Source organism: Streptomyces sp. G5(2025) (assembly GCF_049542075.1).
GTDB lineage: Bacteria > Actinomycetota > Actinomycetes > Streptomycetales > Streptomycetaceae > Streptomyces.
The window spans coordinates 1,304,319-1,331,170 of the sequence record NZ_JBMUZT010000002.1; the positions used below are offsets into that span (position 1 = coordinate 1,304,319).

Consider the following 26,852-nt stretch of genomic DNA (forward strand, 5'->3'; position numbering starts at 1 on the left):
GTGCGGGCCGGGGAGAGGCGATCACCGCGTACTGTCCCCGATCCCATGGAGCATGAGGGCCAACGCCTCACGTCGGTTCCCGTCACGGGCGGCCGGTGTCACGTCCGATAGCGTGGCCGGGGTCCACAGGAACACATCTCACAAAACGGCCGGCCCATTGATACCTGTTATGTCGCGAATATCGCCGCGGACGGACCGCGGACCCGAGCGCCCCACGTGGCGCGCACCCCGCGTGATCCTGTGGACCGCGGCGGTCCTGGTCGCCCTCGGTTTCCTGATCGCCCTGGAGATCGTCGCGCGCCGCCACGGCGTACCGGGGCCGATCACCACTCAGGCGCGCGAGGTGATCTTCGCGCCGAAGCCGGGGCCGCTGTACGGCGGTCTGGCGCTGATGATGGTGGTGCTCACCTGGCGGCAGCGGTTCATCGCGGCCGCTTTCGCGGTCGGCGTCGACATCGTCTTCGTCCTGGTGCGGTGGGCGGTCGACGCCGACGTGCCCGAGGACCAGTACTTCGGCAACGGCGCGCTGTGGGCGATCCTGGGCTGCGCGGTCGTCGCGCTCACGCGCCGCACCGGACCGGAACGCGTCCTGATGCTGAAGGGCGTCGGCCTGGGCCTGCTCCTCGTGACGGGCCGCAAGACCGGTGACGCGTGGCTGCTCATCACGTCGAAGACCCGCCCGACCGTGCTCGACCCGTACGTGGCCATGGCCGATCACGCGCTCGGCAACCCGTCGTGGCTGGCGCAGGCTGCTCAGGGCCACCGGCCCGGTCGGCACGCACGTACTCGACCTGGTCTACGCCCAGCTGGCGGTCGCCGCGATCGTCGTCGCCCTGTACCAGCTGCGCCACGTGGCGGCCGAGCGCCGCTTCCCCCGCCACCACCTGGTGCGCACCTTCCTGCTGATCGGCCTGCTCGGGCCGGGCATCTACATGCTCTTCCCGGTGGTCGGGCCGATCTTCGCCTACGGTCCCGGCACCTCCGGCACCGGCGGCGTGGAGTGGGCGGTGGCCGACCTGTGGCCCCACACGCTGCCGCCGGTCGGTGTCCCGCACCCGGTGCCGTACGACGGGATCACCCCGCGCAACTGCATGCCCAGCCTGCACACGGCATGGGCCACCGCGATCTTCGTCCACACCCGCAAGGGCCCCCGCCTCCTGCGGTTCGCGGGGGCGTTTTGGCTGATCGCCACCCTCGGCGCGACGCTGGGCTTCGGCTACCACTACGGCGTGGACCTCGTCGCCGGCGTGGTGTTCGCGCTCACCGTCGAGGGCGCTCTGCGGACGTTCGACCGCGGCTGGGACCGGTCGGGAATCCAGTTGGTCGCGTACGGCACGACCGTCTTCGCCGCGCTCCTGGTGGCGTACCGCTACCTGCCGCTGGAGATGGCCGCGCGTCCGTGGGTGTTCGGACCCCTCGTCCTGCTGTCGATGGCCTCAGTGATCTACGCCTACGTACGGACGACCCGGCCGTGGGAGCCGAAGGCCGCACCGGGGCTACCGTCGGTGAACCTTCGGGCGCCGCAACGCGTCTGATACACCACGACCGTGTGCGGTGGCCCTCCGGCGGCTCCGGCACAAGGAGCGGAAGGACAGGGACGAATGGCGAGACTCGATCCGATCGCGCGAAGGTTCCGGCAGCTCTTCGCCGTCCTGGACACCGACGACGACGGGTTCGTCACCTGGGAGGACCACCAGCGGACGGTGGACGCGTACGCGGAGAACTACGCGCTCGCTCCGGACGACCCACGGCTCGCGGCGCTGGCGGGAGCGTACTGGGCGCAGTGGCTGGGCCTCCTGGCGAAGTCGGCGCCCGGACGGTTCCGGCTGTCCCAGGACGAGTACGTCGCGGCGCACCGCGCGGTGGGCTACGACTCGGACCGCCCCGACCTGCTGGAGAACCTGGCGAAGGCGCTCTTCGTGGTTTTGGACTCCGACGGCGACAAGAAGATCAGCAGCGACGAGTTCGCCGCGTACCTCGCCTTCCGTGGTGTCTCGGGCGAGGACGCCCCGCTGGTCTTCCAGCGCCTCGACCTGGACCGCGACTCCTACCTCTCGCAGCGCGAGATCGCCCGCGCGCTCCGCGCCTTCCACCTCAACAACGACGGTCTCCACGCGCCGGGCGGCATCTTCCTCGGCATCCACTGAACGATCCTTGAGCGACCCCTGGGCGATCCCTGAGCCATCCTTGGGCGATCCCTGAGCATCGACCGCACCCGCCGGACCCGTCGTACCGCTCCTATAACATGCTCTGGGTCACGATGCCCGCCCCGACCCGCCGCCCTTCACTAGAAAACATCGGCCAAACAATTGCTGACTACATCATCGCGAATACTCTCGCGCGAAAACTTCAGAACCCTGTTCGCCGCATGGCGTAAGCCCAAGCCGATGCTGTGGACCGCGGCGGGTGTGGTGACCCTCGCCTTCCTCATCGCGCTGGAAATCGCCGCGCGGCATTACGGCGTGCCCGGGCCGATCACCAACCAGGCGCGCGAGGTGGTATTCGCGCCCAAATCGGGGCCGCTGCTGTACGCCAGCATGGCCCTGATGCTGGTGGTGCTGCCCTGGCGGCAGCGGTTCATCGCGATCGGCGCCGCGGTCGGCATCGACATCGTCTTCTTCCTGGTGCGGTGGGTGGTCGACGCCAAGATGATGTTCGGCAACGGCGCCCTGTGGGTGATCATGGGCTGCGCGGTCATCGCCGTCACCCGCCGCACCGGCCCGGAACGCCTCCTGCTGCTGAAGGGCGTCGGCCTGGGCCTGCTCCTCGTGGCCGGCCGCAAGACCGGCGACGCGTGGCTGCTCATCACGTCGAAGACCCGCCCGCAGGTGCTCGACCAGTATGTGGCGACCGCCGACCACGCGCTCGGCAACCCGTCGTGGGTCGCGGGCCGAATCGTCGACGCCACCGGTGCGGTCGGCGCCCACGTGCTCGACTACGTCTACATCCAGCTCGCGGTGGCCGCGGTCGTCGTCGCGCTCTACCAGCTGCGCAACGTCGCGTCCGAGGGCCGCTTCCCCGGCCACCACCTGGTGCGCACCTTCCTGGTGATCGGCCTGCTCGGCCCGGGCATCTACATGATCTATCCGGTGGTCGGGCCGATCTTCGCCTACGGCACCGACGGCGGACACTGGGCCGTGGCGGACCTGTGGCCGAACACGCCGCCCGCGGTCGTCACCCCGCAGCACATGCCGTTCAACGAGATCACCCCGCGCAACTGCATGCCCAGCCTGCACACCGCGTGGGCGACGACGATCTTCATCCATTCCCGCCGGGGTCCACGCGTTCTGCGCTTCGCGGGCGTCTTCTGGCTGATAGCCACCTTGGGCGCGACGCTGGGATTCGGATATCACTACGGCGCCGATATCGTCGCCGGTGTGGTGTTCGCGTACACGATCGACGCGGCGCTGCGCGCATACGACCGGGGCTGGGACCGGGCGGGAATTCAACTGGTCGTCTACGGCACGGTCGTCTTCACCGCGTTCCTCGTTTCCTATCGCTATCTGCCGATGGAGATGGCCAGGTATCCGTGGCTGTTCGGACCGCTTCTCTTGGTGGCGATGGCCTCGGTGGTCTACGGCTATATGCGGACCGCCAGGCTGTGGGAGCCGAAGGCGGCACCGGCGAAGCCGCTGGAGCCGCAGCCGGAGCTCGTCTGACCCAGGCCGGTCCAGGCGGGGGGGCTGAGCGCTTCCGGGGGAGCGGGGCGGTATTCCGCCCCGCTCCCCCTTCGCGTTCTCAGCGCTCGCCGGACACCGTCGAGCGGTCCGGTCGTGGCTGGCCAGGCGCGGGCGCGTGGGGTCCGTGCGTCAGCCGCCCTTCTTGCCCGTCGCCTTGCGTACGCCGTCCTTCGTGCGGTCCATCAGCGCGGCGGCCGGGCCGAGCTCCATGTTCGCCGCGCCGGACTCCACGCCCGGGTGGGGGCGGGTCGGAGCCATGGCCTCCGCCGCCTTGACGGCCTTGGCCATGGCGGCGAGGTTCGCGGCGTCGGTGCTGCGCCGGATGTGCTCGTAGCGCTCCTCGGCGGTCTCGTACACGGCGAGCAGCCGCACCAGGCGGCGGAACGCGTCCCGCCGTTCGTCGCCCGTGGCCTTCTCCACCTCGTCGAAGAGGTTGCGGATGCCGCCGTGCTGCCACATGAGCAGCGAGACCACGTCGTTGTCGGCGGCGCGGTCGTCCCCGGCGTGGGGCGTGAGGAGTTCGGACATCTGCGGCCCCCTCACTTCTCGCGCGGGGCGGGGCCGGGGTGCTCCCCCTCGGACCTGCGTGTCGAGCAGCTCGCGCAGGTACTGCTTGTTCGGCTCGAAGGTCCTCCTCGATGAGCCCGATCTCCTGGTCCCGGCTTGCGCTTCGCCTCCGGGTCCATGGCGTCAGGGGCGAGCTGGTGGCTGAAGAGGACCGCCTCTCACGTCAGCTGCGCAGCCGACGGTGTGGAGGGCGGAGTACCCGCGCTGCGGCGGTCCACCCCACCGGAATGTGCGGGGAGCCCCCTGTCCTGCCCGCCCTCGCGTGGCGGTGACGGTCGACTGAGCGCGACAATTGATCCGACCGGTGTGGCCCCTGGGCCGCCGGCGTCGCCACACCGTGCGAATGCGGAGGTTGTCGTGGTCCATCCGCGAGGCATGTGAGGTAGTTTGCCCCCTTTTGCGGGGGGTACCGGCTATGCAGGAGGCGATCATTTCGCTCCCTGGCCCGACGGCCAGGAGAAACGACACCACCGACTGGAACCCGGAGCCACCATGCGCCTTTCGTTTCTGCAACCGCTCCTGGACCATCCCGGCCCCTGGGCGACCGTGTACTTCGATCCCGGACAGGCGGACGAGTCCGGCGCCAAACGGCGCGAGCTCTCCATACGGGACGTCTGCCGCACCCTGGAGCAGCAGGGCGCCGACGAAGCCACCACGGAAGCCGTCCGCGCCGACCTGACGGGGCTGTCGCCCGCACAGGACCCGGCGGGCCGTGCCCTGTTCGCCACCGGCGGTGAGGTGGTGCTCGGCCACCGCCTGTCCCGGCGGCCGCAGGCGTCGTCGGCCTCCTGGGCCCCGCTGCCACGGCTTGCGCCGCTGCTGGAGCTGGCCGGTCAGGACCCCGTGTGCCTCGTGGCGTTCATCGACCGTACCGGCGCCGACTTCGAGCTCCGGGAGGCGGGGAGCCGCCCGCAGGACTCCGGGCACGTGGAGGGCGAGCAGTGGCCGGTGCACCGCACGGCGACGTCCGACTGGTCCGAGCGGCACTTCCAGCTCAAGGTGGAGAACACCTGGGAGCACAACGCCGCGCAGGTCGCCGAGGCGCTGGCCGCCGCCCATGAGGAGTCCGGCGCCGACGTCGTGGTGCTGGTGGGCGACCCGCGTGAGCGGCGCTCGGTGCACGACAAGCTCCCGGAGGAGGTCAAGGCCGTCACGGTCGAGACGGAGCACGGCGGCCGGGCCGCCGGTTCCGGCTCCACGGCGCTGGAGGAGGCCATCGAGAACGCCCGGCAGGAATGCCTGAAGCGGCGCGTCGAGCAGACGCTCGACCGTTTCCGGGCGGGCCGTGTCGGCACCGACCGGCCGACGGACGCCGTGGAGGGTGTGCCCGCCGTGGTGGACGCCGCCCGGCAGCACCGCATCGACACCCTCCTCGTGCGGCCCGGAGGCCCCGATCTGCACCAGGAGATGTGGGCGGGTCCCGAGCCGGACCAGGTGGCGGTGCGCCGGACGGACGCGGACGCCCTCGGCGACGGCTCCCCCGTCCCCGTACGCGCCGACGACGCGCTGCTGCGCTCCGCGGCGGCCACCTCGGCCGACGTGCTGATCATCCCCTTCGAGGAGGTGAGCGACGACATTCCGGCAGGAGGACTCGGCGCCCTGTTGCGCTGGTCGTACGAGCCGAGTGCGGCATAGGTACACCCGGGACACCCGGAACATCCGGGACCCCCGTACCCCTGTGCCCGCGAGAAAGGGAGGTGCTTGCCGTGGACCGAGGCAGCAACCCGGTGAGTCCGCGCAAGGACGACGAGTTGAAGCACGAACTGGAGGGCTATCTGCGCTCCGGTCAGCGCACACACGTCGAGGAGGCGAACGACCCCGAGCCGCCGGCCGACGACGACGTGACCGTGGACCCGAGTGGTCCCGTCCCGCCGCCGGGCGAGGAACGGGAGCGTGCCCGCTCCTCCGCCGAGGCCGAAGCCACACGTCTGGAGCTGAGCCGCCATCTGGAGCGCGGTACGTTCCCGGCCGACCGGCAGACACTGCTGACGACGCTGGAGGCGCACCATGCGCCGGACTCCGCGCTGCGAGCGGTACGGCGGCTGCCCGAGGGAACGACGTACGACAGCGTGACCGATGCCGTACGCGCCCTGGGAACCGGATAGTCCCCACAGCCCGGGCAGTCACGGAAACCGACACGCTGCCCTGAGTCCCCGCCCTGGTCCGGCCGCGCGACAGCGGTACGCGCGTGGCCCCGTCCGCACCCCGAACCAAGCACTCCGAACCACCACTCAGCTGGAGGTGGACGTCATGTCATCAACGTCCCCCAGGACGCAGTCCTCCATGGAAACGCACCCCGACATCGTCGACATACGCGAACGCCACGAGATGGCGGAGCGCGCGGCGAGCACGCCCAAGGTCCAGGCCGTCGAGACGCTGGCGTTCCTCACCGGCCTCTACCTGGCGGCCTCCCCGTGGATCGCGGGCTTCAACGGCCTGACGCGGCTGACGGTCACCAACCTGATCGTCGGCATCGCCTACGCCCTGCTCATGAGCGGCGGCTTCGGGCGGGCCTACGAGCGCACCCACAGCATGGCGTGGGCCTGCTGCGCCCTCGGCGTGTGGACGATCGTCGCGCCGTGGGTCATCGCCGGTGACGTCAGCACCACCAGGTCCGTGGTCAGCAATGTCATCACCGGTGCGGTGATGCTGCTGCTGGCCCTGGCCGCCGCCATGGCCGCCCGGGGAGACAAGTCCGACTCCGCCGGGCACGGCAGGGCGAAGGCCTACCGCCGGCCCCCGCTGACCGCCGGGCGGCCGGACCACGGCGCGCCCCTGGCACCGCGGTGCCAGGGGCGCGCTCCTGTGTCAGTCGCTGGTCAGCCGCTCGTACGCCGCAGCGGTCCCCAGGGGCCCGCCTCGCGGGCCACTTCCTCGCGGGCCTCGTCGATCATCCTCGCGTCGATCCAGGCCAGCGGCTCGACGTCCTGGACCAGCGGTTCGTTGTCCGGGCCGCGGGCGCACTCGTGGCCGAGCAGGATCCAGGGGCGTACCCCGGGCCCCTTCTCGCGCGGCAGGTGCGAGTAGTCGTGCAGTCGGCGTGCCACCCACAGCTCGACGGGGCGGTCCTCCCACCAGGGCTCGACGCCGAGGGGATTGGCCGAGAGCCCGGGCATGCGTACGCCCGTCAGGTCGTCCCTGCTCATCACCTTGCCGAGGTCCGTCGCGGGCCCGCGGGACCAGCGCACGTACAGGCCCTCGTGCAGGCCCTCGTGCCGCTCCACGAGGCGGGCCAGTTCCCGCAGGGTATGGAGAACCGGCAGGTCGCCGTCCGAACAGCTCATCCAGGAGGTCGCTTTCCTTGTTCGACACCTTCAGACATATCCCGTATACCCCGTATGCCCCGTATACCCCGATGGAGCAGGTCGCACGGTCAGATCGTTTGGAGGAGTGTGTCGCGGGCACTTCGGAAGACCGGCGCGCGACCATCAGTGGGCGGGCGCGACCATCCGGAACACACAGCACGAGGTAGTCATGAGCGACCAGAACATGGCGGACGACGCCTACCAGCCCACCGGTGACAACGAGGAGCAGGAGGACGCGGCGCCGCTGGACCTCCAGGACACGCTGGACGAGCGCGGCTACGACGACATGCTCGACGAGGGCTACTCGCCGCCGGAGAAGCCGCTGGGCGTGAACAAGACCGGCACCACGGCGGCGGAGCAGCACGAGGGCGAGACGCTCGACGAGCGGCTGCGGCAGGAGGTGCCCGACACGGAGCCGCCCGCGGGGGACGGTGTCGGCGATCTGCCGGGCGGCGAGGGCGAGCCGATCGACCCGGAGGCCGGCGGCGACCGCGCGGGACGGCTGGTGGCCCCGGACGAGGGCGCGCACACGGACACCACGAAGGAGGTCGTCGCCACGGACGAGGGCATCGACGGCGGCGCGGCGTCCGCGGAGGAGGCGGCGGTCCATGTCATCCCCGAGGAGGACCTGCCGCCAGCCCCCGATGACCGGGGCTGAGGCCCCCGGTGGCCGTCACGCGACGCGGTGCCCCCGCACCGCGGGGCCGGCCGGTCTCCCGGCCTGGGGCGGATTCCCCCGTGCCCCATACGGGCGCGGGTTCCCGCGCCGCCCCGGGCGCCGCGCGTCGGTCCCGGATCGCCGGCCAGGCCCCCCGGCCAGGGACGGCCAGGGCGCCGACCGGTTCTCCAGCCCTGGGACGGGGACGGACTTCTACCCGCGCCCCTCACGGGCGCGGGTTCTCCCGTCGCCAGTGGGGACGCGCGTCGGGCCCGGCACGGCCGGCCACGGAGGCGCATCTGGGGCACAGGCGCCGTACGCGGTCGGCGGCGCCGCCGGACTCCGGGAGGGCGTCCGTCCACGGCACGTGCGGGAAGCGCGTGAGCTGTGACTTGGTCAGGGAGAGTCCGCAGACGGTCTCGTTGCGGCCGGGCCGCCAGGCGTGCGCCTCGCCCGCGGGCAGCCGCCGACGGCCCTCCTCCTCGTCGATCCACTGCCCGGAGGCCGCCACCGCGTACGTCGTGCGTCGGGCCATCAGAACCTCCTTTTCGCTGATCGTGTCCTCGCGGAATCCATCGCGCAGAATCCACCGCACTTCTTGGAGGCGTCATGACGGCCGACGAAACCCATGAACACCGCTGCCGCGGCTATCAGCGCTACGACGAGCGGGACACCGTGCCCCTCGCTGGGTACGCCACCCTCGCCATGGCCTTCGCGGCGACCACCGGCACTCTCGCGGTGCTGGCGCGCCGACGCGGTGTCACCCTGCCGGAGCGGGTGCCGCCGTGGGACGTGCTGCTCCTGGGCGTCGCGACGTACAAGACGGCCCGGCTGCTCACCAAGGCCAAGATCACCGGTTTTCTGCGGGCGCCCGTCACCCGCCGCGTGGAGGACACCAAGGCGGGCGAGGTCATGGACGAGCCCCTCGGCGGCAACGCCGTCAAGCAGGCGGTGGGCGAGCTGGCGACCTGCCCGTTCTGCGCGTCGACGTGGTCGGCGACGGGCCTTGTCGGCGCGTATGTCCTCGCCCCTCGCGGCGCCCGGCTGGTGGGCGCGGCGTTGAGCGCCATGACGCTCGCCGACTGGCTCCAGTACGCCTGGACCTGGACGCAGGAGAACGCCGAGGGCTGACGGCGCGCAGCGTGAGTGGCCGGCCGCGCGAGGCGGCCGGCCACTCAGGTCACCGAAGCCTCACGCCTCAGCGGGTGACGGTGTGCCGCTCGTTGGGGACGCAGTGCGTCATGGTCAGACCGCTGACGTCGCGCGGCGGGTTGTCGCCGAGGTTCGCGAGCCGCTTGCGGTCCTCGTCGGTCAGGTCCTGGCTCGCCAGCGGCTGGAGGTGCGCCACGTCCTTCGGGGTGATGCCGATCCCCTCGCCGACCTTGAGGCCCAGCTCGTTCTCGACGAGCAGGAAGTGCCAGACCATCCGTTCCTGGATCTCCCGGGGGCACTGGGAGAGCAGGTTGACGAAGTTCTTGACGAGGTCGTCCCGCTCCCACTGCTCCATCAGGCAGTAGCGCTGGCCGGCCTGGAGGTAGTCGTTGGTGAGCGGGATGCGCTTGCGCGTAAGCCTGCCGTGGATCTCCGGCCCCTGCTCGTCGTGGGTCGGGTACTGCCCCTCCCGGAGGCCACCGGTGATGGACGGCTCGTAGTTGACGATGGGGTTCTCGCCGCCGCCGTCGACGTGATACGTCATCAGGCCGTCGCGCTGGTTGGTGCGCACGTCGGCGTTCTTGGCGTGGTTGACGGGCAGCTGGAGGTAGTTGGGGCCGACGCGGTAGCGCTGGGTGTCGCTGTAGGAGAAGGTGCGGCCGACCAGCATCTTGTCGTCGGAGAAGTCCAGGCCGTCCACGAGCACGCCGGTGCCGAAGGAGATCTGCTCGTTCTCCGCGAAGAAGTTCTCCGGCATCCGGTCGAGCACCATCCGGCCCACGGGCTTCGGCGGGAAGTCCTGCTCGGGCCAGGTCTTCGTGTCGTCGAGCGGGTCGAAGTCCAGCTCGGGGTGGTCGCCGTCCTCCATCACCTGGACGAGCAGCTCCCACTCCGGGTAATCGCCGCGCGCGACCGCCTCGTACAGGTCCTTGGTGGCGTGTCCGAGGCCCTCGGCCTGTACGTTGGCCGCGTCCTCCTCGGTCATGCTGCGCACGCCCTGCCTGGGCATCCAGTGGTACTTGACGAGGAGGGTCTTCCCCTCGTCGTTGACCCACTTGTACGTGTTGACGCCGAAGCCCTGCATGTGGCGGTAGTCCGAGGGGATGCCGCGCGGGCTGAAGAGGTTGATCAGCATGTGCATGGACTCGGGGGTCTGCGACATGAAGTCGAAGATCCGCCGGGGCTGCTGCTCGAAGGTCACGGGGTCCGGCTTGAGCGCGTGGATGACGTCGGGGAACTTGATGGCGTCCCGGATGAAGAAGACGCCGAGGTTGTTGCCGACGAGGTCCCAGTTGCCGTCCTCGGTGTAGAACTTCACCGCGAAGCCGCGGGGGTCGCGGGCCGCCTCGGAGGAGTCGCGGCCGCCGATCACCGTGGAGAAGCGGACCGCGACGTCCGTGCGCTTTCCGGCCTCCTGGAAGAGCTTGGCGCGGGTGAAGCGGCCGATGGGCTCGTCGCCGAACTTCCCGTACGCCTCGAAGTAGCCGTACGCGGTCACGCCGCGGGCGTGGACGACGCGCTCGGGGATGCGCTCGCGGTCGAAGTGACTGATCTTCTCCAGGAACTGGTAGTTCTCCAGCGTCGCCGGGCCGCGGGCGCCCACGGTGCGCTGGTTCTGGTTGTCGTAGACCGGGTGGCCCTGCCGGTTGGTGAGCGTCTTGCGGTCGTCACCCGGAGCGGGGCCCTTGCTCGATACGTCCGTCACGATCTGTCGACTCCTTCAGCCCGATTTGTCCCTTTTGCTGCTATTCATCAAGCTAAGCGTGTTGCCCTCCGGGCGCCGCTCAGCTGTTGGTGTCGGAGCCGCCCGGGTACCCGCCCAGCACTCACCCACCCACCCATCCGTTCCGCGACGCGATCCGACGCCGCTTTCCGGCCGGCGGGCCGGTGCGCGGCACAGAAGGAGACCTCATGAGCGCCCCCAGCACCGCTTCCGCCGCTTCGGCCGCCAAGGTGGCCGTCGTCACCGGCGCCGACTCCGGCATCGGGCGGGCCACGGCCGTCCGGCTCGCCGAGGCCGGGATGGACGTCGGGATCACCTGGCACAGCGACCGGGAAGGCGCCGAGCGGACGGCCGAGGAAGTGGGCGAGCACGGCCGGCGCGCGGCCGTCGCCCGCATGGACCTGACCCGGCTGCCCGACGCCGCGCGGGTGGTCGACGACCTCGCCGAGCAGCTCGGCCGCGTCGACGTCCTGGTCAACAACGCCGGTACGGGCACCGCGACCCCCTACCTCGACCTGGGGCACGAGGACGTACGGCGTGTCCTGGACGTCGACCTCGTCGGGCCGTTCCTGTGCGGTCAGCACGCCGCGCGCCGCATGATCCGGCAGGGCGACGGCGGCCGCATCGTCAACGTGACCTCGGTCCACGAGCACCAGCCGCGCGTGGGCGCGGCCCCGTACTGCGCCGCCAAGGGCGGTCTCGGACTGCTGACCCAGGTGATGGCCCTGGAGCTCGCGGAGCACGGCATCACCGTCAACTCCGTCGCGCCCGGCGAGATCGCCACGCCCATGACCGGGCAGGAGGACACGGACGTGCACGACGAGTCCCGCCCGGGCATCCCGCTCGGCCGGCCCGGTGACGCCCGGGAGATCGCCGCCGTCATCGCCTTCCTCGCCGGTCCCGACTCCTCGTACGTGACCGGCGCGTCCTGGGTCGCCGACGGCGGCATGGTGCGGATGGGCCCGCAGGCCGGATCGCACCTGCGGAGCGACGAGTGGCGGCGGCCGTAGCGACGAGCGTGAAGAGGTGGGACGCCGCCGCCTGCGGTATAAGGGAAATCCACTATCGTGCACATATACGCACATATGTGCACCACCGCCGCACAGCGAACTGGCCCGTGTCGAACCCGGCGGTCCGGGTACCGGTGCTGCCTGGGCAGGGAACGTCGAAGACCGCCGGCCTGCACGCTCAGTGCAGCAGCCGGCGTCCGGAAACGGAGCAGCAGGTGACGTCGAACGCAGAAGGCACCGCACGGTACATCGCCCCCGACGGACGGAAACCGGTCACCGGGCCCGTCATGGGGGACCCGCAGCACGTCGTGGGGACGCAGGACCTTCCCCCCGACCTCAACCAGGCCATCCTGGAGGCGACCAAGCAGGTCGCCGCCGTCCTCAAGAGGAACGACCACGACTTCGCCCTCGCCGGCAGCGTCGCCGTCTACGCGCACGGCGGGACCGGCAACCTCCAGCACGACGCCGACTTCTGCATCAAACCCGAGGACGCCGAAGCGGTCGCGGCCACCCTGGAGGAGGCCGGTCTGGCGGTGTACGCGCCGCCCGAGGACTGGCTGCTCAAGGCCAAGTGCCTCGGCCAGGACATCGACCTCATCTTCCGGCTGGCCCATCAGCCGGTGACCGCCGAGCTGCTGGGGCGGGCCACGGAGCTGCCGGTGGACTCGGTGCGCATGCCGGTCCTGGCGCCGACCGATCTGATGCGGGCCCTGCTCGCCGCCTTCTCCGAGCACCACTGCGACTTCGGCGCCGTCCTGCCGATCGCGCGGCAGCTGCGGGAGATGGTCGACTGGGAGGCGGTGCGCGACGAGTGCGGGGACGCGCCGATGCCGTCCGCCTTCCTGTATCTCCTTGAGCGCCTGGACGTCATCGCACCGCGAGGAGGAGACCGATGAACGACCAAGCCAACGTCGAGTACCGCATCGCCCACCTGAAGGAGCGGCTCGCCGCGGAGGAGCTGGGCGAACTCGGCATCCGCATCGAACACCGCGGTTCGTCCGTGAACGTCGTCGGGACGGTGCCCAGCTCGCACTGCCGTGCGGAGCTGCTGCGGACCGTGAACGACCAACTGGCCGGTCTCACCGTCCACTGCGACATCGTGGTGGCCGACGCCGCGGCCCCCGACCACCCGGAGGAAGTCGTATGATCCGCATCGCTGCCGTGGGCGACATCCACATGGGCCTCGACAGCAAGGGCCTGCTCAGGCCCGCCTTCGAGACGCTCCCGAACTGCGCCGACCTGCTTCTCCTCGCCGGGGACCTCACCCGTCACGGCACGGTGGAAGAGGCGCGGGTGGTCGCCGAGGAGGTGTCCGGTCTGCCGGTGCCGGTCGTCGCCGTGCTCGGCAACCACGACCATCACGACGAGCGGCCCGAGGAGGTCACCGACGTCCTGCGCGACGCGGGCGTACGGGTCCTCGAAGGGGAGGGCACGGTCGTCGAGGTCGACGGGGCGCGGGTGGGCGTCGCGGGCACCAAGGGGTTCGGCGGCGGGTTCGTCGGGCGCAGCGGGAGCGAGTTCGGCGAGCCGCTGATGAAGGAGTTCATCCGGTACACCCGCCGCTGCGCCGAGGGCCTGCGGACCTCGCTGGACGAACTGGCCGCGCAGGGGTGCGACACGAGGGTGGCGCTCACCCACTTCGCCCCGGTGGCGGACACCCTCGCGGGCGAGCCCCTGGAGATCTATCCGTTCCTCGGCAGCTATCTGCTGGCGGAGGCGGTCGACGAGGCGGGCGCGGACCTGGCCGTCCACGGTCACGCGCACGCGGGCACGGAGCACGGCATGACCAGCGGCGGCGTACCGGTGCGCAATGTCGCGCAGCCCGTGATCCGCAAGGCCTTCAACGTCTACCACTTGACGGGCGGCCGCTCCGCCGAGACCGCGGCGGCCGCCACCGGCAGCGCGTAGTCAGGCGCCCTTGGTGAGGAGTTTCTGTACGCCGCGCACCACGTCCTGGGCGGTGACCTCGGTCAGGCACGGGTGGCCGGGCACCGGGCAGTGGCGGGCGCGGGTGGCCGCGCAGGGGCTGTTCTGGTCGCCGAGGAGGACGGTGGGCACGCCGTAGGGGCCCCGGCGTTCGGCGGGGACGACCGGGGCGAAGACGGAGACCACCGGGGTGCCGGCCGCGGCGGCGAGATGGGCGGGGCCGGTGTTGCCCGCGATGACGACGTCGGCCGCCCGCAGCACGCCCGCCAGGGTCCGCAGGTCCGTGCGCCCGCCGAGGTCCACGGCGGTGCCGCCGCTGACCTCGTGGGTGAGGGCGGCCTCGCGGGGGCCGCCGGTGACGACGACGCGGTGCCCGGCGTCGGCGAGCAGGGCGACCGCTTCGGCCGCGCGGTCGGCGCCCCAGGAGCGCGCGGGCGTGCCCGCCCCGGGGTGCAGGACGACGTAGGGGCCATTGCCGGTGAGGGCGGCCGTGTCCGGGGTCGGCAGGACGCGGAGCCTGCCGTCGTCCCCGGCCCTCGGCAGGAAGCCCAGGGCGGCGGCGGTGTCGAGCGCCGCCTCGGCGTCGTGGCGGCCGGGCAGCCGCCGGTGGGGGCCGTCGATGAGGCTGCCGGAGTCGTCGGCGCTGTCGGCCCCGATGTGACGTACGTACGCCATCCGCAGCAGGAGCGCGGCGGGCAGCGGGCTCTGTTCGAAGGAGGTGAGGACGAGCGCGACGTCGTACGACTCGTCCCGCAGCCGCTCCAGGAGACCGTCGACGTCCGCCTCGTCCACCGTCGGGGGGCGCGGGCCGGTCCACGGCGCCTCCCATACGAGGATGTCGTCGACGTGGGGCAGCAGCCGCGCGGCCTCCTCGCCGCGCGGCCCGCACATCAGCGTCACGTGGTCGGCCCGGGTGGCGACCGCGCGGATCGCCGGACCGGCCAGCAGGACCCCGGTCATGCCGTCCAGGCAGACGACGATCGCCTTCACCGGCCCGCCTCCCTGCGGGCATCGTCACCATGAGCACGCACGGTGCACGCCTCCCTCGGCGCTCGGCACGTTCCGGGGGCCGCTCCGCGCGGGCCGGTCGATGAGGTCGGCGACGGTGCGCTTGAGTCCTTCGCCCAGGGACACCTTGGGCGTCCAGCCGAAGATCTCGTGGGCGAAGCCGGTCTGGGCGCGGGGCGGCTCGGCACCGTCGTCCTCGACCCCGGTGAACTCCAGGCGGGCGTCCGAGCCGGTCAGGTCGAGCACCCGGCGGGCGATCTCCTCGACGGTCGCCGTCGGCTCGCCGCCGATGTCGACCGGCCGCACCGACCGGCTCGCGGCGACGAGGAGCACGCCTTCGACCGTGTCGTCGACGTAGCAGAGCGAGGGCCTGCGGCCGCCGTCGCCGGGGACGGTCACCGGCCCGCCGCTCAGGGCCTGCCGGACGAGGTCCGGGATCAGCGGGCCGTCCTCGGGTCCCATGCGCGGCCCGTACGCGGGAAAGAGACGCACGATCCCCGCGTCGGTCTCCTTGGCGCTCACGAACGCGGTGGTCAGGGCCTCCGAGAAGCGCTGGGCCCCGTCCCGCGCGGGGCGGGCGCCGCCGCCGGGGTGCGTTCCGGTGCGGCAGGTGGAGGCGAGCAGGAACCGCGCGCCGTCCCGGTCGGCCACGGCGAGGGCGTTGCGGGTGCCCAGGGTGTCGGCGTCGGGCGGGTCCGCGGGGCGTGGCGCGAAGACGGCCCGGGGGGCGGCGCAGGCGGGGTGGAGCACGAGGTCGTACGGTCCGGGGAGGGTGTCGCGGCAGCCGGGCCGCGCGATGTCCCGCTCCAGGTAGCGGAAGCCGGGGTGGCCCGCCAGATGTTCGACGTTGTGAGCCGAGGCGGCCGGCACGTCGTCGACGCAGTCGACGTCGACCCCGGCGTCGAGCAGGCGTTCGCACAGATGGGAACCGAGGAAGCCGGCGCCCGAGGTCACCACGGCCTTCTCCCACGGGGGCGGGACCACCGGCGCCATGGAGAACATCGCCGATGTCATGGGACGACCTTCCTTCCGCCGAAGTGCCGATGGGTGTGCGTGCCGGGGTCCGGGCGCGTCACGGCCAGGACGGCTCCTTGCGGGGGACGACGACCAGTTCGGACACGGCGCTGCCGGCCGGGACCGACAGGGCGTACAGGACGGTGTCGGCGACGATGTCCGGGCTCTGCAGCATGGACACGTCGGCGTCCGGGAAGCGCTCCATGATGAACGGGGTCTCCATGCCGCCGGCGATGATCCCGGTGACACCGATGCCGACGCAGTCGCGCTGCGCCTCCTTGAACAGCGTGTGGGTGAACGCGCGGAGGCCCGACTTGCCGGCCGCGTACGGTCCGGCCTCGGTCCAGGTGCGGTTCGCGGCGGTGGACAGGATGTTCACGATGTGGCCGCCGCCGCGGGCGATCATGCGCCGGTAGGTCTCCAGGCACAGATACATCGGTCCGAGCAGGTTGGTCTCGACGACCCGTGTGACCTCGGTCGCCGTCAGGTGCTCGATCGGCTTGGAGACGTCCACGGCGGCGTTGTTCACCAGGATGTCGACGAACTCCCCGGCCTCCTCCAGGTCCCGGAAGACGGCGGCGACCGCGGCGGCGTCGCGTACGTCCATCTCCACGAAACGGGCGTCGAGGCCCTCGCGGCCCAGTTCGTCGCAGAGCTCCTGGGCCAGGTCCTTGCGGACGTCGGCGACGACGACCGCCGCGCCCGCCCCGGCCAGTTTCCTCGCGATCGAGGCGCCGAGGCCCCGGGCGGCGCCGGTCACCAGCGCCTGCTTGCCATGGAGGTCGACCCGCGCTCCGCCACCCATGCCTGTGCCTTCCTTCGTGCGCCTGTCGGCGGCTCGCTCTCGGCCACCGCTCCGCTTCCCACTGTGACGCCGAGCGGGCGCTCCGGCACCTCGGGCCGGGCCACCCGGCGCACGGCGCACGGCTGTGGCCCCGGTCACCGCGGCGCGCCCCGCACCCGTGCGCGTATGCCGTTGGGCGAGCGTGTGAGCAAGCACACCAGAAGTGCCAAAACACGTGCTCCGGTGGTGAGTTGGGGTCGTTCGGCGCGGCGCCCGACGGCGTGGCGGCCCGGCTCGTGAGCACCGTCTGTCAGCATGGTCAACGCCGTACATCCGGAACGTCCGCCCGCCCCAGGCGCGCCGAGAAGACGTCCTTCCGGCGGCGCGGCGCCCCCTCCCAGATCCGGTGGAGTGACCGCGCAGTGCTGCCCGGTGTCCGTGCTCCCGCCGATCCCCCGCCTGGGTCCCTGCGGACCGCTTCCGAGTCTCCGAGTGCCTGTGTCTTCCTCCCCTGCCCCTGCCCCCGCCCCCGCCGTGGACGTCTCCCGGTCCCCGTGGCGCTCCTTGAAGTACCGCAGCATGCGCTGGTGGTCCGTCGCCAACTTCGTGTCCAACGCCGGTACGTGGATGCAGCTGACCGTGCAGAACCTCCTGGTCCTGCAGATCACCGGGTCCGCCGCCGCCACGGGCCTTTCCATGTCGGTGCAGGCCGCGCCCGCGCTGCTCATGAGCCTCGTGGGCGGCGCCGCCGTCGACCGCTGGCCCCGTAAGCTCACGGCCGCCGTCAGCCAGGCGCTGCTGGGCGCCATCGCCTTCACGACGGCCGTCCTCGTGGCGTGCGGGGGGCTCAATCTGACCGTGCTCATGGCGCTGGCCGCCGTCACCGGTGTCATCGCCACGGTCGACGGTCCCGCGTGCGCGCTGCTGGGCAACGACCTCGTGCCGCCGGAGGACGTGCCGTCCGCCATCGGCGTGGGCTCGCTCGTCCACAGCGCGGGGCGCCTCGCCGGCGCGGCCCTCGGCGGTGTCACGGTCGCCTTCCTCGGGACGGCCGCCGCGTATGCCGCCAACGGGGTGTCCTTCCTCTTCGTCGCCTCCGTCATCCCGTTCCTCCGTCCCGCGTACGGGGCGGTGCGGCAGGCCGCGCCCGCGCGGCGCGGGGCCAAGACCGCGGGCCAGGACGCGGCGGCCGACATGACCGTGCGGCAGGGCCTGATGTTCTTCATGCGGCGGCCGCGGCTTGTCGCCCTCGCGGGCGTCACCGGCATCAGCGCGGTCTTCGGGCGGAACTACACGCTGACCCTGGCCGTGCTCGTCACCGGGCCGCTCGCCGGGGGTGCCGGGTCGTTCGGCACGGTCTCCACGGTGCTGGCGGTGGGCGGCATCATCGGCGCCGTCCTCGGTGCGCGGCTGCGGCGGCCGTCGGTGCGGCTCGTGGGCATGCTGGCCGCCGCGGGTGCGCTTCTTCAGGTGGTGGCCGGGTTCTCCCCGTCGTTCGCCGTGCTGCTTGTCCTCGTGCTGCCGATGGCCGTCGTGGAGTCCGTCTCGGACACCGCGGGGAAGACCGTCCTCCAGACCGACCCGCCCGCGCACCTGCGGGGCCGGGTGCTCGGCGTGTGGGGAAGCGTGAGCACGGCCTGGGGGCTCGCGGGGCCGCCCGCGCTCGGGCTCCTCATGGAACTGGCCGGGGCGCGGGGGGCGCTGGTCTCCGGGGGCCTGATCATCGCGGGGGCCATCGGCGCGGGGTTCGTGCTGCGCGGGCGGCGGAATGTCACCGTGCCGGTGCTTGTCCGCAAGGGGGACGTGGCGGTGGCGCCGGCCGCTGCGCTGAGTACGGCGGCCTGATCCCGCCGGGGGTCGAGGGCGCGGGGCGCGGTCGCGTCTGCCGGGTGGGGCTTGTTGGCGGGTGCGGGTGGCTGGTGGCCGGCCGCGCAGTTCCCCGCGCCCCTGAGGGGCGGGGGGGGTTGGCTTGTTTTGCGGGTGCGGGCTGCGTTGCGGCTGAGCGCGCAGTTCCCCGCGCCGCTGACGGGGCGCCACTCGCGCCCCCTGGGGGCGCGGGGAACTGCGCGCGCAACCACGACTCGCCCGCACCCGTAGAACAAGCCCAGCCCGGCAACCCCCAGGGGCGCGGGGAACTGCGCGAGCAGCCACCGTCAACCCGCAGCCGCAGTCCGCTCCCCCCGCACCGGCAGCCCCCGCACCGCCTCCAGCACCTCCTCCACCGTGATCCGCAGCAACCGCTGATCCGGGAGGAGTCCATGCGCGTCGCCCGGCCTGGGCTCGTCCCCCATGCCGTCGGGACGCCACAGCGCCCGGTGTCGCGGACCGGGCGGCGGCCCCCAGAGCCGTGGGGCGACCGGGCCGAACAGCACCACCGACGGCGTCCCGAGCGCCGTCGCCAGGTGGGCGAGCCCCGTGTCCCCCACGACCACGCACCGCGCGTACGCCACCAGTGCCGCCAGCCGGTCGAACGGCACATCCGCCGCGCCGCCCAGCACGGCGTCCGCCGGCAGCCCCGCCCCCGTCGCCACGCGGCGCGCGGTGGCCTCCTCCCCCGCCCCCGCCGTCACGACGACCTGGTGACCGTCGGCGGCCAGCTCCCGTGCCACGGCGGCGAACCGCTCCGGTGGCCAGCGGCGGGCCCCGGCGTCGGCTCCGGGATGCACGACGACCGCGCCGGGCGCCGGGGAGGGCGTGGCCGGCACGGGGATGCGCAGGTCCGCGGGGTCCGACGGGAGGCCGTACCAGGAGAGCAGGCGGCACCACCGCTCCCGCTCGTGCTCGTCGTCCCGCCAGGCGGGGCCTTCGATGTCGGGGGTCCCTGGATGCGCGTACGCCATGAGGCGCCGGGGGCGCAGCCGCTGGAGGAGCAGGTGGCTCGGGGGGCCGTTGCCGTGCAGGTCCACGGCGAGGTCCGGCGGCGGCCCCGTCCAGGGCAGGTCGCCCGGCACCGCCCGGCCGGGGGCCGACGCGGGCAGCAGCCGGTCCACCAGGCCGGTCGCGGTGGCTGGCGCCGCCAGCCTTTCGGGCGCCGCCAGCACCATCTCGTGGTCCGGCAGCCGACGCCGCAGGGCGCGCAGCGCGGGTACGGCGGTCAGCAGGTCCCCGAGGCCGAGCGAGCGCAGCACCAGCACCCGGGGGCGGTCGCTCACGGCCGGGTTCCCGCCGCCGCGGCGGCCCGGCGGGCCAGCAGGGTGGTGGAGCGGCCGTCGAGGTAGGGCAGGACGACCGCCTGGCCGCCCCACGCGTGCAGCGCCTGCGCCTCGGGCAGGTCCTGGACGGAGTAGTCGCCGCCCTTGACCCACACGTCGGGCCGCAGCCTGTTCAGCAGTTCCTGCGGGGTGTCCTCCTCGAAGACGGCGACGGCGTCGACGCTGCCGAGCGCCTCCAGGACCCGTACGCGGTCCGCCTGTTGGTTGAGCGGGCGGCCGGGGCCCTTGCGGCGGGTCAGGGACGCGTCGGAGTTGAGGCACACGATCAGGCAGTCGCCGATGCGCCGGGCGCTTTCGAGGAGGCCGACGTGACCGGCGTGCAGCAGGTCGAAGCAGCCGCCGGTCGCCACCACCGTGCCGCCGCGCGCCCGCACCCGCTCCGCAACGGCGAACGCGTCGGTGCCCGGGGTGTCCTGCGGGCCGGAGGCGGGCGTCGTCCGCCACAGGGCCGGGTTCGTGGCGCCGCCCGCCGACACGAACGCGGCGGCCTCGGCCACCGCCCGCTGGAGCGCTTCCTCCGGAAGCGAGCCGTCCGCGAGCGCCGCGGCCGTGGTCGCGGCGAAGCAGTCTCCGGCGCCGCACGGGTCGCCGGTGGCGTGGTACGGCGACGGTACGAGCATCGGCGTACCGGAGCCGGGCCTGGTCAGCAGGACGCCGCGCTCGCCCAGGGTCACGGCGACCCCGGCCGCCCGCCAGCGGTCGGCGAGTTCGGTGCCCCGCTCGGCGTAGGACCGCAGGCTCTCGCCGTCGCCCGGGCACAGGACGCGGGTCTCCGCCGCGTTGGGGGTGACGAGCCGGGCGCCGGGGACGGGGGCGTCACCCTTGGGGTGCGGGTCCCACACCAGGGGGATGCGCGGGGTGACGGCCGCCAGGTGCTCGCGTACGGCGCTCGCCGTGTGCCGTCCGTAGTCGGCGACGAGGACGGCGTGGGCCTGGGCCAGCGCCTCCCGTACGGCGGCGTCGGGCTCGCCGGGTGTGCCGCCGCCCCGGTCGATGCGCACCAGGGGGCGGCCGGACGCCATGACGCGGGTCTTCACCGGCAGGGTGCCGTCGAGCGGCAGCTCCACCAGCTGTACCCGGCCCTTCAGTTCGCGGCGGACGGCTTCGCTCGCGGGGTCGTCGCCGAGCGCGGTCACGAGGATGACCTCGCGGCCGCCGCGGGCCGCCAGGGCGGCGGCGAGCCCCGCGCCGCCGGGGTGGCGGCGGTCGGCGGTCACGTCGACGACCGGGGCGGGGGCGTCCGGGGAGAGCCGGGTGGCGACCCCTTCGATGTCCTCGTCGAGCAGTACGTCTCCGACGACGACCAGCGGTTTCGGTCCGGTCACGGCGTCCTCCCGTTGACGGGGACCGCGGCGGGCGGCGCGGTCCGGGCGACAGTGGCGGTCACGGGGGCGGGGCGTTCGGTGAGCGCCGCGTCGAAGGCCTCGCAGAGCAGGTGGACGGCGACGAGGTGGGCCTCCTGCACGGTCGCCGTGGTCTCGCCGTCGACGTACAGCCGTTCGTCGGCGGCTTCGCCGAGCGGGTTGGGGCCCGGCCCGGTGAGCGCCCACACGCGCAGCCCGGCGGCGCGGCCCGCCACGGCGGCGGTGATCAGGTTGGCGCTGCGGCCCGACGTGGACAGCAGGATCAGGATGTCGCCGGGCCGGCCGTGCGCGGAGACCTGGCGGGCGAACACGTGGTCGAAGCCGTAGTCGTTGCCGATGGCGGTCATGCTGGAGGTCTCCGCGTGCAGGGAGATGGCCGAGTACGCCGGCCGCTCCTGCCGGTAGCGGCCCACGAGCTCCGCGGTCAGGTGCTGGGCCTGGGCCGCGCTGCCACCGTTGCCCGCGGCCAGCAGCCGGCTGCCGGCGGGCAGGGCGACGGCGAGCCGGCCGCCCCACTCCGCGATCCGGCCGAGGCTGTCCCGGCGCAGTCGGCGAAGCGCGTGCTCCAAGGACCGGCAGTGCAGATGCGCGGCATCGAGTGCAGGGGATTCGGTCATGCTTGTCCGGGCTGCCGCGCGCCCCTGGGGACGGCGACGGGCCCGCACCTCCTTCGGATGTCGGTGCTTCCGCGGTCGGTCGGGAAGGGGGGTGGGCGGGCCCCCGGGGGGCCGGGGGGTCCCGCGACGGCCGAGCGGATGATGCCGGTGGCCGGACCGCCCGGGGGCCCGGGGGGCTTCGCGACGGCCGGGCGGACGCGGGTGGCCGGACCACCCGGGGACCCGGGGTGCTCCGCATCGGCCCGGCGGGCGCCGGTGGCGCCGAGGGCGCCCCGAGGTGGCAGGGCGCGCGGCCCGGACGCGACCACCCCGGCCGGGCACGTGAACCCGGCCGCCGTCCCCGCCCGCGGCGGCAGGACACGTCGCCCGGGCTCGCGGGCGGGGCGCGGGCTCACACCGCTCCCGCCCCCGTCGCGACGGGCTGCGCGTCCAGGACGTCGCAGTACTCCGCCTCGGTGGCCGCCGCGACCCGTGCCCAGCCGAACCGGCGCAGGGTCCGGCGGCGTCCCGCCTCGCCGCACGCCTCGCGCGCCGCGGGGTCCGCGAGGAGTTCGGCGACGGCGGCGGCGAGTGCCTCGGGGTCGCGCGGCGGCACCAGGCGGCCGGTGGCCGGATCGGCGACCGTGTCCAGCTGGCCGCCGACCGCGCTGGCGACGACGGGCCTGCCGCACGCCATGGCCTCCAGGGGGACGATGCCGAACGGTTCGTAGTCCGCGGGGCACAGCACCACGTCGGCCGCGCGCAGCAGCGGCGGCACGTCGGTGCTCGGCACGCCGCCGGTGAAGCGGACCCGGTCGGCGACGCCCGCCTCACGCGCGAGCGCGCGCAGCCGCCGTACCTCCGGGTCCTGGTCGAGCCGGTCGGCAGGGGGGCCGCCGACCACGACAAGCTCCGCCTCGGGCAGCAGCGCGAGCGCGGCGATGGAGACCGCGGCGCCCTTGCGCGGGACGAGGCGGCCCAGCTGGAGCAGTTGGTACCGCTCGGCGCCGCGCTCGGCGACCGGCCCGCGCGGGGTGAACAGCTCGGTGTCGACGCCGCACGGCACGACGCCCGCCTTGGCGGCGGGGATGCCCATCCTGCCGAGTTCGACGACCTCGTCGCGGCAGGTGGCGATGACCCGGTCGCAGCCGAACCCCACCTCCGTCTCCAGGGCGATCCGCTGCGGCGGGCTGGGGTCGGCGAGCTGCTGATGGCGCCGTTTCACGGTGCCGAGCGCGTGATACGTGTGCAGGAGCGGCAGCCCCAGTTCACGCGTGGCCCACAGGGAGGCGAGCCCCGACATCCAGAAGTGCGAGTGCACCAGGTCGGGCGGCCGGCCGCGCCAGGTGCGGGCGAGGTAGCGGCCGAACGCGCCCATGTGGGGCAGCAGTTCGTCCTTGGGGATCTGCTCGGGCGGACCGGCGGGCACGTGGTGCACCTCCACCTCGTCGCGCAGCGCGACCCGTTCGGGGAGGTCGCGCGCGTCGCGGCGGGTGTAGACGGTGACGCGGTGGCCGCGGTCGGCGAGGGCGCCCGCGAGGCAGGCTACGTGCACGTTCTGGCCGCCCGCGTCGACGCCGCCGAGCGCGGCGAGCGGACTCGCGTGCTCGGAGACGAGCGCGATGGACAGCCTTCCGGGACCGAAGGGCCCGGGGGTTGTGACTGTTCCAAGGGAGCGGAGAGAGCGAAAAGAGGGGGTCATGAGCACGCCTCCGTCAGCACGCGCTCCCAGTCGTGGAGGAAGCGCTTGAGTCCGTACCGTTCGAGAGCGGCCTGGCGGGCACGGGCCCCGTCCTCGGCCGCGGCCTCCGGTTCCTCCAGGTAGCGCCGGGCGGCCCGCGCCAGGACCTCGGGCCGGGTGGACAGGGTGCCCGCGCCGGGCGGGACGGCCTCGACGGCCTCCGTGGTGGCGAGCGCCACCACGGGCATGCCCAGGTGCATGGCTTCGAGGAGGGAGAGGCCGAGGGAGGTCCAGCGCACCGGGTGCAGGTACAGGCGCCGTTCCGCGAGCGCGCCGTGCAGTTCGCTCTGCGGCAGGTCGGCACAGCGGCACCGGTCCTCGGGGAGGCCGAGGTGCGCGGCGAGCCCTTCGGTGCGCATGCCGAAGACGTCCAGCGGGGCCGCCTCGCTCAGAGCGGGGAGGAGGTCCGTGCCGGTGCAACGGCCGCGGCGCACCGGTTCGTTGACGACGAGGGCGGCGCGGGCGAGGCGGCCGGTGTAGCGGTGCCCCGGGTCGACGATGCCGTGTTCGATGACCTCGGTGCGGGTGGTCCCGCAGTCCCAGAACAGCCGGTTGAAGTGGGTGACGTGGACGAGCGTCAGGTCGTCGCGGTCCTTGCACGGGTGCCGGGTGTCGGGGACGTCGCCGTCCGGGGCGTTGTGCTCCAGATATACGGCGGGCACGTCCCGCCCGGGGCGGCGTCCGCCGAGCCAGCGTGCGGCCAGCTCCAGTTCGTGGGGGCGCTGGAGGACGACCAGGTCCACCTCGGCGTCCCGCAGCTGCTCCGGGGTGAGCTCCCGCACCGACGCGGGCCAGGGGAACGTCCGGGCCCGGCCGAGCCCGTCGGGGCCGCGGTCCGGTGTGACGGGAACGTGGTAGGTGTGGGGGCCCTGGACGAACGCGGTCGTCCAGGAGCCGTGCACGTGCCACAACAGGATGTTCATACGCTTGCTCCTCGTTCCGTCCCGGGCCTGCGGCCCTGCGCGGTCATCGGATCGGTGGGGGTCTCGCCGGGCGGGTACGGCTCGGCGGGCCGGCCGCGCGGTCGGTGAGCCTCGCCACGGCGGCGAGCACCTCGGCGTCGTCGACTCCGTCGAGGCAGGGGTGGCCCGCCAGTGGGCACTGGCGCGCCCGGGTGTCCGCGCACGCCGCGTGCTGGTCGCCCAGGAGGACGTGGGGCACGCCGTAGGGCGCCCAGCGCTCGGCCGGCACCACCGGCGCGAACAGGCAGACGACGGGGGTGCCCACGGCGGCGGCGAGGTGCGTGGGCCCGGTGTTCCCGGCCACCACCACCTGCGCCCGGGCCATGACACCGGCCAGACGCCGCAGGTCGGTGGCCCCGCCGAGGTCCAGCGCGTGCCGCCCCGCGACCTTCGCGGTCAGATCGCGTTCGTTCGGGCCGCCGGTGACGACGACCCGGTGACCGGCGGCGCTGAGGGCCGCCGCGGCGCGCTCGGCCCGCTCGGGGCTCCAGGCCCGCGCGGGGACGGCGGCACCGGGGTGGAGCACGACGTACGGTTTGCCGCCGGTCAGGGGCAGGGTGTCCGGTGTGGGCTCGACCCGCAGTGCCCCGTCGTCGCCGGGCGGCAGCGCGAAGCCGCAGGCCTCGGCGAGGTCGAGGGCGGCCACGGCTTCGTGGCGGTGGGGCAGCCGCTGGTGGCGCAGGTCGAGGAGGGTGCCGGGGTAGTCCTCGCTGTCGGCGGCGGTCCAGCCGACCCCGGCCAGCTTCAGCAGCAGGGCGATCGGCAGCGGGCTCTGATGGTAGGAGACCAGCACCAGGGCCCGGTCGAACCGTCCCTCCGTCACCTGTGTCAGCAGCTGTTGTGTCGCCACGTGCGACACGGGCGCCGGTTCGAGCCCCACCCACGGGGCGTCGTACACGAGGACCTCGTCGACGTCGGGCAGCAGCCTGCCCGCCTCCGCGCCCTGCGGACCGCACAGCAGCGCGGTGTGGGAGGAACCGGCCGCCACGGCGCGCACGGCGGGTCCTGCCAGCAGCACGTCGCCCGCGCTGTCCATGCGTACGACGAGGCTGCGCGGCCGTCGGGAGGCCGGCCCTGAGTCGGTCATCGCTCCTCCACCTCCAGCGGGCGGTGGCCTACGTCGCCGGGGTCGGCGCCGAGCGCCAGGCGTACGGCGGTGAGCAGGTCGGAGGCCACGGTGTCGGCGGCCTCGATCTCCTCTGCGCGGGTGACGGGGGTGGGGACGAGGACGCCGCGTGCCCCGGCGGCGCGGGCGGCCGTCATGTCGGCCCCGATGTCGCCGATGACGGCGGCCCGCGCGGCCGGGACACCGAGCCGTTCGCAGGCGGCCAGGATCAGGCCGGGCGCCGGTTTGCGGCAGCGGCAGCCGTCGTCCGGGCCGTGCGGGCAGACGGCCCACACCTGGAACGGCCCGAGCAGTTCATCCACGCGCCGCCGCACCGCCTCGACCTGAGCACGGGTCAGCAGGCCCCGGGCGACGCCCGACTGGTTGCTCACGACGCCGACGGGGAGACCCGCCGCCCGAACGGCGTCGACGGCGTCCCGCGCGCCCGGCATGAGCCGCACCCGCGCGGGGTCGCCGTTGTAGGGCACGTCGACGACGAGCGTTCCGTCCCGATCGAAGAGGACGGCCGCAGGCAGAGCCCCAGGCCGCGCCGGCCGCCGCCGCTGGGCGGGGCCGTCGGCCAGCCAGGGCCCGCGGTCGGGAGTGGAGAGGAGGGGGCTGCCGGGGGCGGGAGCAAGGGGAGCCAGGAAGGCTCGGTCGACGCCGTGGGGCGCGCGGGCACCGCCGGCCGGGGTACGGTCGCCACCGCCCCGGATGCGATCGGCACCGCGCGGGACAGGATGCCGGACGGCCGAGCCCCCGGCCACCCAGCGACCGATGCCGGGCACGCGGCCAGCCGGGCCGGCGACCGGCCAGCGGTCATCGCCGGACGCGGAAACAATCGAGCCACCGGCCGGCCAGGGGCCATCACCGTCGCAGGCGGAAGCAACCGCGCCACCGACCCGGCAGGAACCGTCGCCGCCAGGGGCGCAAGCGGCCGAACCCCCGACCAGCCAGCGACCCTCGCCCGACACGCAAGCCGTCGGGCCACCGGGCGGCCGGCGGTCATCGTCGGCGGAGGCGGAAGCCGTCGGCTCGGCGGTCG

The 26,852-nt window shown here is 73.6% G+C and carries 25 protein-coding genes and 2 pseudogenes; 13 read left to right on the plus strand and 14 right to left on the minus strand.

Going from position 1 to position 26,852, the window contains the following annotated elements; genetic code table 11:
* Positions 1-169 precede the first annotated feature (169 nt).
* The 3 genes and pseudogenes from ACOBQB_RS06265 to ACOBQB_RS06275 all read left to right on the plus strand — a co-directional run bounded on the left by ACOBQB_RS06265 (position 170) and on the right by ACOBQB_RS06275 (position 3,659).
* Positions 170-1,535, plus strand: a pseudogene (locus ACOBQB_RS06265) (phosphatase PAP2 family protein).
* Between the two features lie 66 nt (positions 1,536-1,601).
* Entirely contained in the window at positions 1,602-2,147 is a 546-nt protein-coding gene (locus tag ACOBQB_RS06270; RefSeq protein ID WP_423589420.1) for an EF-hand domain-containing protein, read from the plus strand.
* A gap of 240 nt (positions 2,148-2,387) precedes the next feature.
* Positions 2,388-3,659, plus strand: coding sequence for a phosphatase PAP2 family protein (locus ACOBQB_RS06275; protein ID WP_423589422.1), 1,272 nt, complete (start codon positions 2,388-2,390; stop codon positions 3,657-3,659).
* A gap of 150 nt (positions 3,660-3,809) precedes the next feature.
* On the opposite strand, the gene ACOBQB_RS06280 is transcribed toward ACOBQB_RS06275, so the two are convergent.
* Positions 3,810-4,208: a hypothetical protein gene (locus ACOBQB_RS06280; protein WP_423589424.1), complete on the minus strand. Its 399-nt coding sequence runs from the start codon at positions 4,206-4,208 to the stop codon at positions 3,810-3,812.
* 531 nt (positions 4,209-4,739) lie between these two features.
* Between ACOBQB_RS06280 and ACOBQB_RS06285 the strand changes: the two genes are divergently transcribed.
* The 3 genes and pseudogenes from ACOBQB_RS06285 to ACOBQB_RS06295 all read left to right on the plus strand — a co-directional run.
* Positions 4,740-5,882: a Vms1/Ankzf1 family peptidyl-tRNA hydrolase gene (locus ACOBQB_RS06285; protein ID WP_423589426.1), complete on the plus strand. Its 1,143-nt coding sequence runs from the start codon at positions 4,740-4,742 to the stop codon at positions 5,880-5,882.
* Between the two features lie 71 nt (positions 5,883-5,953).
* Complete coding sequence (locus ACOBQB_RS06290; RefSeq protein WP_423589428.1) at positions 5,954-6,352, plus strand: DUF2795 domain-containing protein; 399 nt, start codon at positions 5,954-5,956, stop codon at positions 6,350-6,352.
* A gap of 178 nt (positions 6,353-6,530) precedes the next feature.
* Positions 6,531-6,977 (plus strand): annotated as a pseudogene (locus ACOBQB_RS06295) (SPW repeat protein); the annotation flags it as partial.
* An 89-nt stretch (positions 6,978-7,066) separates the two neighbouring features.
* Here ACOBQB_RS06295 and ACOBQB_RS06300 read toward each other — a convergent pair.
* Positions 7,067-7,531 (minus strand): DUF6098 family protein, encoded by a 465-nt coding sequence (locus tag ACOBQB_RS06300; RefSeq protein WP_423589430.1) that lies wholly within the window; start codon positions 7,529-7,531, stop codon positions 7,067-7,069.
* Between the two features lie 190 nt (positions 7,532-7,721).
* Here ACOBQB_RS06300 and ACOBQB_RS06305 point away from each other — a divergent pair, with 190 nt between their 5' ends.
* Entirely contained in the window at positions 7,722-8,210 is a 489-nt protein-coding gene (locus ACOBQB_RS06305) for a DUF5709 domain-containing protein (protein ID WP_423589432.1), read from the plus strand.
* A 226-nt stretch (positions 8,211-8,436) separates the two neighbouring features.
* Here ACOBQB_RS06305 and ACOBQB_RS06310 read toward each other — a convergent pair whose 3' ends face one another.
* Positions 8,437-8,745, minus strand: a complete 309-nt coding sequence (locus tag ACOBQB_RS06310) for a hypothetical protein (protein WP_423589433.1) — start codon at positions 8,743-8,745, stop codon at positions 8,437-8,439.
* Positions 8,746-8,819: 74 nt separating this feature from the next.
* Between ACOBQB_RS06310 and ACOBQB_RS06315 the strand changes: the two genes are divergently transcribed.
* Positions 8,820-9,341: a DUF1360 domain-containing protein gene (locus ACOBQB_RS06315; RefSeq protein WP_423589435.1), complete on the plus strand. Its 522-nt coding sequence runs from the start codon at positions 8,820-8,822 to the stop codon at positions 9,339-9,341.
* 67 nt (positions 9,342-9,408) lie between these two features.
* On the opposite strand, the gene ACOBQB_RS06320 is transcribed toward ACOBQB_RS06315, so the two are convergent.
* Positions 9,409-11,067, minus strand: a complete 1,659-nt coding sequence (locus ACOBQB_RS06320) for a catalase (RefSeq protein WP_423589437.1) — start codon at positions 11,065-11,067, stop codon at positions 9,409-9,411.
* A 206-nt stretch (positions 11,068-11,273) separates the two neighbouring features.
* Here ACOBQB_RS06320 and ACOBQB_RS06325 point away from each other — a divergent pair, with 206 nt between their 5' ends.
* The 4 genes from ACOBQB_RS06325 to ACOBQB_RS06340 all read left to right on the plus strand — a co-directional run bounded on the left by ACOBQB_RS06325 (position 11,274) and on the right by ACOBQB_RS06340 (position 14,003).
* Positions 11,274-12,095, plus strand: coding sequence for an SDR family oxidoreductase (locus ACOBQB_RS06325; protein ID WP_423589438.1), 822 nt, complete (start codon positions 11,274-11,276; stop codon positions 12,093-12,095).
* A 215-nt stretch (positions 12,096-12,310) separates the two neighbouring features.
* Positions 12,311-12,991: a nucleotidyltransferase family protein gene (locus ACOBQB_RS06330; protein WP_423589440.1), complete on the plus strand. Its 681-nt coding sequence runs from the start codon at positions 12,311-12,313 to the stop codon at positions 12,989-12,991.
* Positions 12,988-13,242 carry a hypothetical protein gene (locus ACOBQB_RS06335; protein ID WP_423589442.1) on the plus strand — a complete coding sequence of 85 codons (255 nt, stop codon included), beginning with the start codon at positions 12,988-12,990 and terminating at the stop codon, positions 13,240-13,242. The genes ACOBQB_RS06330 and ACOBQB_RS06335 overlap by 4 nt, the downstream gene beginning before the upstream one ends.
* Entirely contained in the window at positions 13,239-14,003 is a 765-nt protein-coding gene (locus tag ACOBQB_RS06340) for a metallophosphoesterase family protein (RefSeq protein WP_423589443.1), read from the plus strand. The genes ACOBQB_RS06335 and ACOBQB_RS06340 overlap by 4 nt, the downstream gene beginning before the upstream one ends.
* Here the strand turns inward: ACOBQB_RS06340 and ACOBQB_RS06345 are convergent, their stop codons facing one another.
* The 3 genes from ACOBQB_RS06345 to ACOBQB_RS06355 are packed head-to-tail and all read right to left on the minus strand — an operon-like array spanning position 14,004 to position 16,848.
* Complete coding sequence (locus tag ACOBQB_RS06345) at positions 14,004-15,011, minus strand: glycosyltransferase family 9 protein (RefSeq protein WP_423589445.1); 1,008 nt, start codon at positions 15,009-15,011, stop codon at positions 14,004-14,006.
* 24 nt (positions 15,012-15,035) lie between these two features.
* Complete coding sequence (locus tag ACOBQB_RS06350) at positions 15,036-16,043, minus strand: NAD-dependent epimerase/dehydratase family protein (RefSeq protein WP_423589447.1); 1,008 nt, start codon at positions 16,041-16,043, stop codon at positions 15,036-15,038.
* Between the two features lie 58 nt (positions 16,044-16,101).
* Entirely contained in the window at positions 16,102-16,848 is a 747-nt protein-coding gene (locus tag ACOBQB_RS06355; RefSeq protein ID WP_423589449.1) for an SDR family oxidoreductase, read from the minus strand.
* Positions 16,849-17,361: 513 nt separating this feature from the next.
* Here ACOBQB_RS06355 and ACOBQB_RS06360 point away from each other — a divergent pair.
* Entirely contained in the window at positions 17,362-18,672 is a 1,311-nt protein-coding gene (locus tag ACOBQB_RS06360) for an MFS transporter (protein WP_423590444.1), read from the plus strand.
* A gap of 308 nt (positions 18,673-18,980) precedes the next feature.
* On the opposite strand, the gene ACOBQB_RS06365 is transcribed toward ACOBQB_RS06360, so the two are convergent.
* From ACOBQB_RS06365 to ACOBQB_RS06395, 7 genes are all read right to left on the minus strand, one after another.
* Entirely contained in the window at positions 18,981-19,979 is a 999-nt protein-coding gene (locus tag ACOBQB_RS06365) for a glycosyltransferase family 9 protein (RefSeq protein WP_423589451.1), read from the minus strand.
* Positions 19,976-21,364, minus strand: a complete 1,389-nt coding sequence (gene rfaE2, locus ACOBQB_RS06370; RefSeq protein ID WP_423589452.1) for a D-glycero-beta-D-manno-heptose 1-phosphate adenylyltransferase — start codon at positions 21,362-21,364, stop codon at positions 19,976-19,978. The genes ACOBQB_RS06365 and rfaE2 overlap by 4 nt, the downstream gene beginning before the upstream one ends.
* A complete protein-coding gene (locus ACOBQB_RS06375) occupies positions 21,361-22,020 on the minus strand; it encodes a D-sedoheptulose-7-phosphate isomerase (protein ID WP_423589454.1) in 660 nt (219 codons plus the stop codon). The genes rfaE2 and ACOBQB_RS06375 overlap by 4 nt, the downstream gene beginning before the upstream one ends.
* Before the next feature lie 391 nt (positions 22,021-22,411).
* The gene (locus ACOBQB_RS06380) at positions 22,412-23,701 is read right to left on the minus strand and encodes a glycosyltransferase (RefSeq protein WP_423589456.1); all 1,290 of its coding nucleotides are present in this window, start codon (positions 23,699-23,701) and stop codon (positions 22,412-22,414) included.
* On the minus strand, positions 23,698-24,663 hold the full coding sequence (locus ACOBQB_RS06385) for a glycosyltransferase (protein ID WP_423589458.1): 966 nt from the start codon (positions 24,661-24,663) through the stop codon (positions 23,698-23,700). The genes ACOBQB_RS06380 and ACOBQB_RS06385 overlap by 4 nt, the downstream gene beginning before the upstream one ends.
* Positions 24,664-24,706: 43 nt before the next feature.
* Positions 24,707-25,789: a glycosyltransferase family 9 protein gene (locus ACOBQB_RS06390; protein ID WP_423589459.1), complete on the minus strand. Its 1,083-nt coding sequence runs from the start codon at positions 25,787-25,789 to the stop codon at positions 24,707-24,709.
* Positions 25,786-26,595 carry a D-glycero-alpha-D-manno-heptose-1,7-bisphosphate 7-phosphatase gene (locus ACOBQB_RS06395; protein WP_423589462.1) on the minus strand — a complete coding sequence of 270 codons (810 nt, stop codon included), beginning with the start codon at positions 26,593-26,595 and terminating at the stop codon, positions 25,786-25,788. The genes ACOBQB_RS06390 and ACOBQB_RS06395 overlap by 4 nt, the downstream gene beginning before the upstream one ends.
* Between the last annotated feature and the right edge of the window lie 257 nt (positions 26,596-26,852).

What these genes read in the sequence shown, in the direction of transcription:
- ACOBQB_RS06270 (WP_423589420.1), top strand. Translation starts at nt 1,602, where the DNA reads ATGGCGAGACTCGATCCGATCGCGCGAAGGTTCCGGCAGCTCTTCGCC.
- ACOBQB_RS06275 (WP_423589422.1), top strand. Translation starts at nt 2,388, where the DNA reads ATGCTGTGGACCGCGGCGGGTGTGGTGACCCTCGCCTTCCTCATCGCG.
- ACOBQB_RS06280 (WP_423589424.1), bottom strand. Translation starts at nt 4,208, where the DNA reads ATGTCCGAACTCCTCACGCCCCACGCCGGGGACGACCGCGCCGCCGAC.
- ACOBQB_RS06285 (WP_423589426.1), top strand. Translation starts at nt 4,740, where the DNA reads ATGCGCCTTTCGTTTCTGCAACCGCTCCTGGACCATCCCGGCCCCTGG.
- ACOBQB_RS06300 (WP_423589430.1), bottom strand. Translation starts at nt 7,531, where the DNA reads ATGAGCTGTTCGGACGGCGACCTGCCGGTTCTCCATACCCTGCGGGAA.
- ACOBQB_RS06305 (WP_423589432.1), top strand. Translation starts at nt 7,722, where the DNA reads ATGAGCGACCAGAACATGGCGGACGACGCCTACCAGCCCACCGGTGAC.
- ACOBQB_RS06310 (WP_423589433.1), bottom strand. Translation starts at nt 8,745, where the DNA reads ATGGCCCGACGCACGACGTACGCGGTGGCGGCCTCCGGGCAGTGGATC.
- ACOBQB_RS06315 (WP_423589435.1), top strand. Translation starts at nt 8,820, where the DNA reads ATGACGGCCGACGAAACCCATGAACACCGCTGCCGCGGCTATCAGCGC.
- ACOBQB_RS06325 (WP_423589438.1), top strand. Translation starts at nt 11,274, where the DNA reads ATGAGCGCCCCCAGCACCGCTTCCGCCGCTTCGGCCGCCAAGGTGGCC.
- ACOBQB_RS06335 (WP_423589442.1), top strand. Translation starts at nt 12,988, where the DNA reads ATGAACGACCAAGCCAACGTCGAGTACCGCATCGCCCACCTGAAGGAG.
- ACOBQB_RS06340 (WP_423589443.1), top strand. Translation starts at nt 13,239, where the DNA reads ATGATCCGCATCGCTGCCGTGGGCGACATCCACATGGGCCTCGACAGC.
- ACOBQB_RS06350 (WP_423589447.1), bottom strand. Translation starts at nt 16,043, where the DNA reads ATGACATCGGCGATGTTCTCCATGGCGCCGGTGGTCCCGCCCCCGTGG.
- ACOBQB_RS06355 (WP_423589449.1), bottom strand. Translation starts at nt 16,848, where the DNA reads ATGGGTGGCGGAGCGCGGGTCGACCTCCATGGCAAGCAGGCGCTGGTG.
- ACOBQB_RS06375 (WP_423589454.1), bottom strand. Translation starts at nt 22,020, where the DNA reads ATGACCGAATCCCCTGCACTCGATGCCGCGCATCTGCACTGCCGGTCC.
- ACOBQB_RS06380 (WP_423589456.1), bottom strand. Translation starts at nt 23,701, where the DNA reads ATGACCCCCTCTTTTCGCTCTCTCCGCTCCCTTGGAACAGTCACAACC.
- ACOBQB_RS06385 (WP_423589458.1), bottom strand. Translation starts at nt 24,663, where the DNA reads ATGAACATCCTGTTGTGGCACGTGCACGGCTCCTGGACGACCGCGTTC.
- ACOBQB_RS06390 (WP_423589459.1), bottom strand. Translation starts at nt 25,789, where the DNA reads ATGACCGACTCAGGGCCGGCCTCCCGACGGCCGCGCAGCCTCGTCGTA.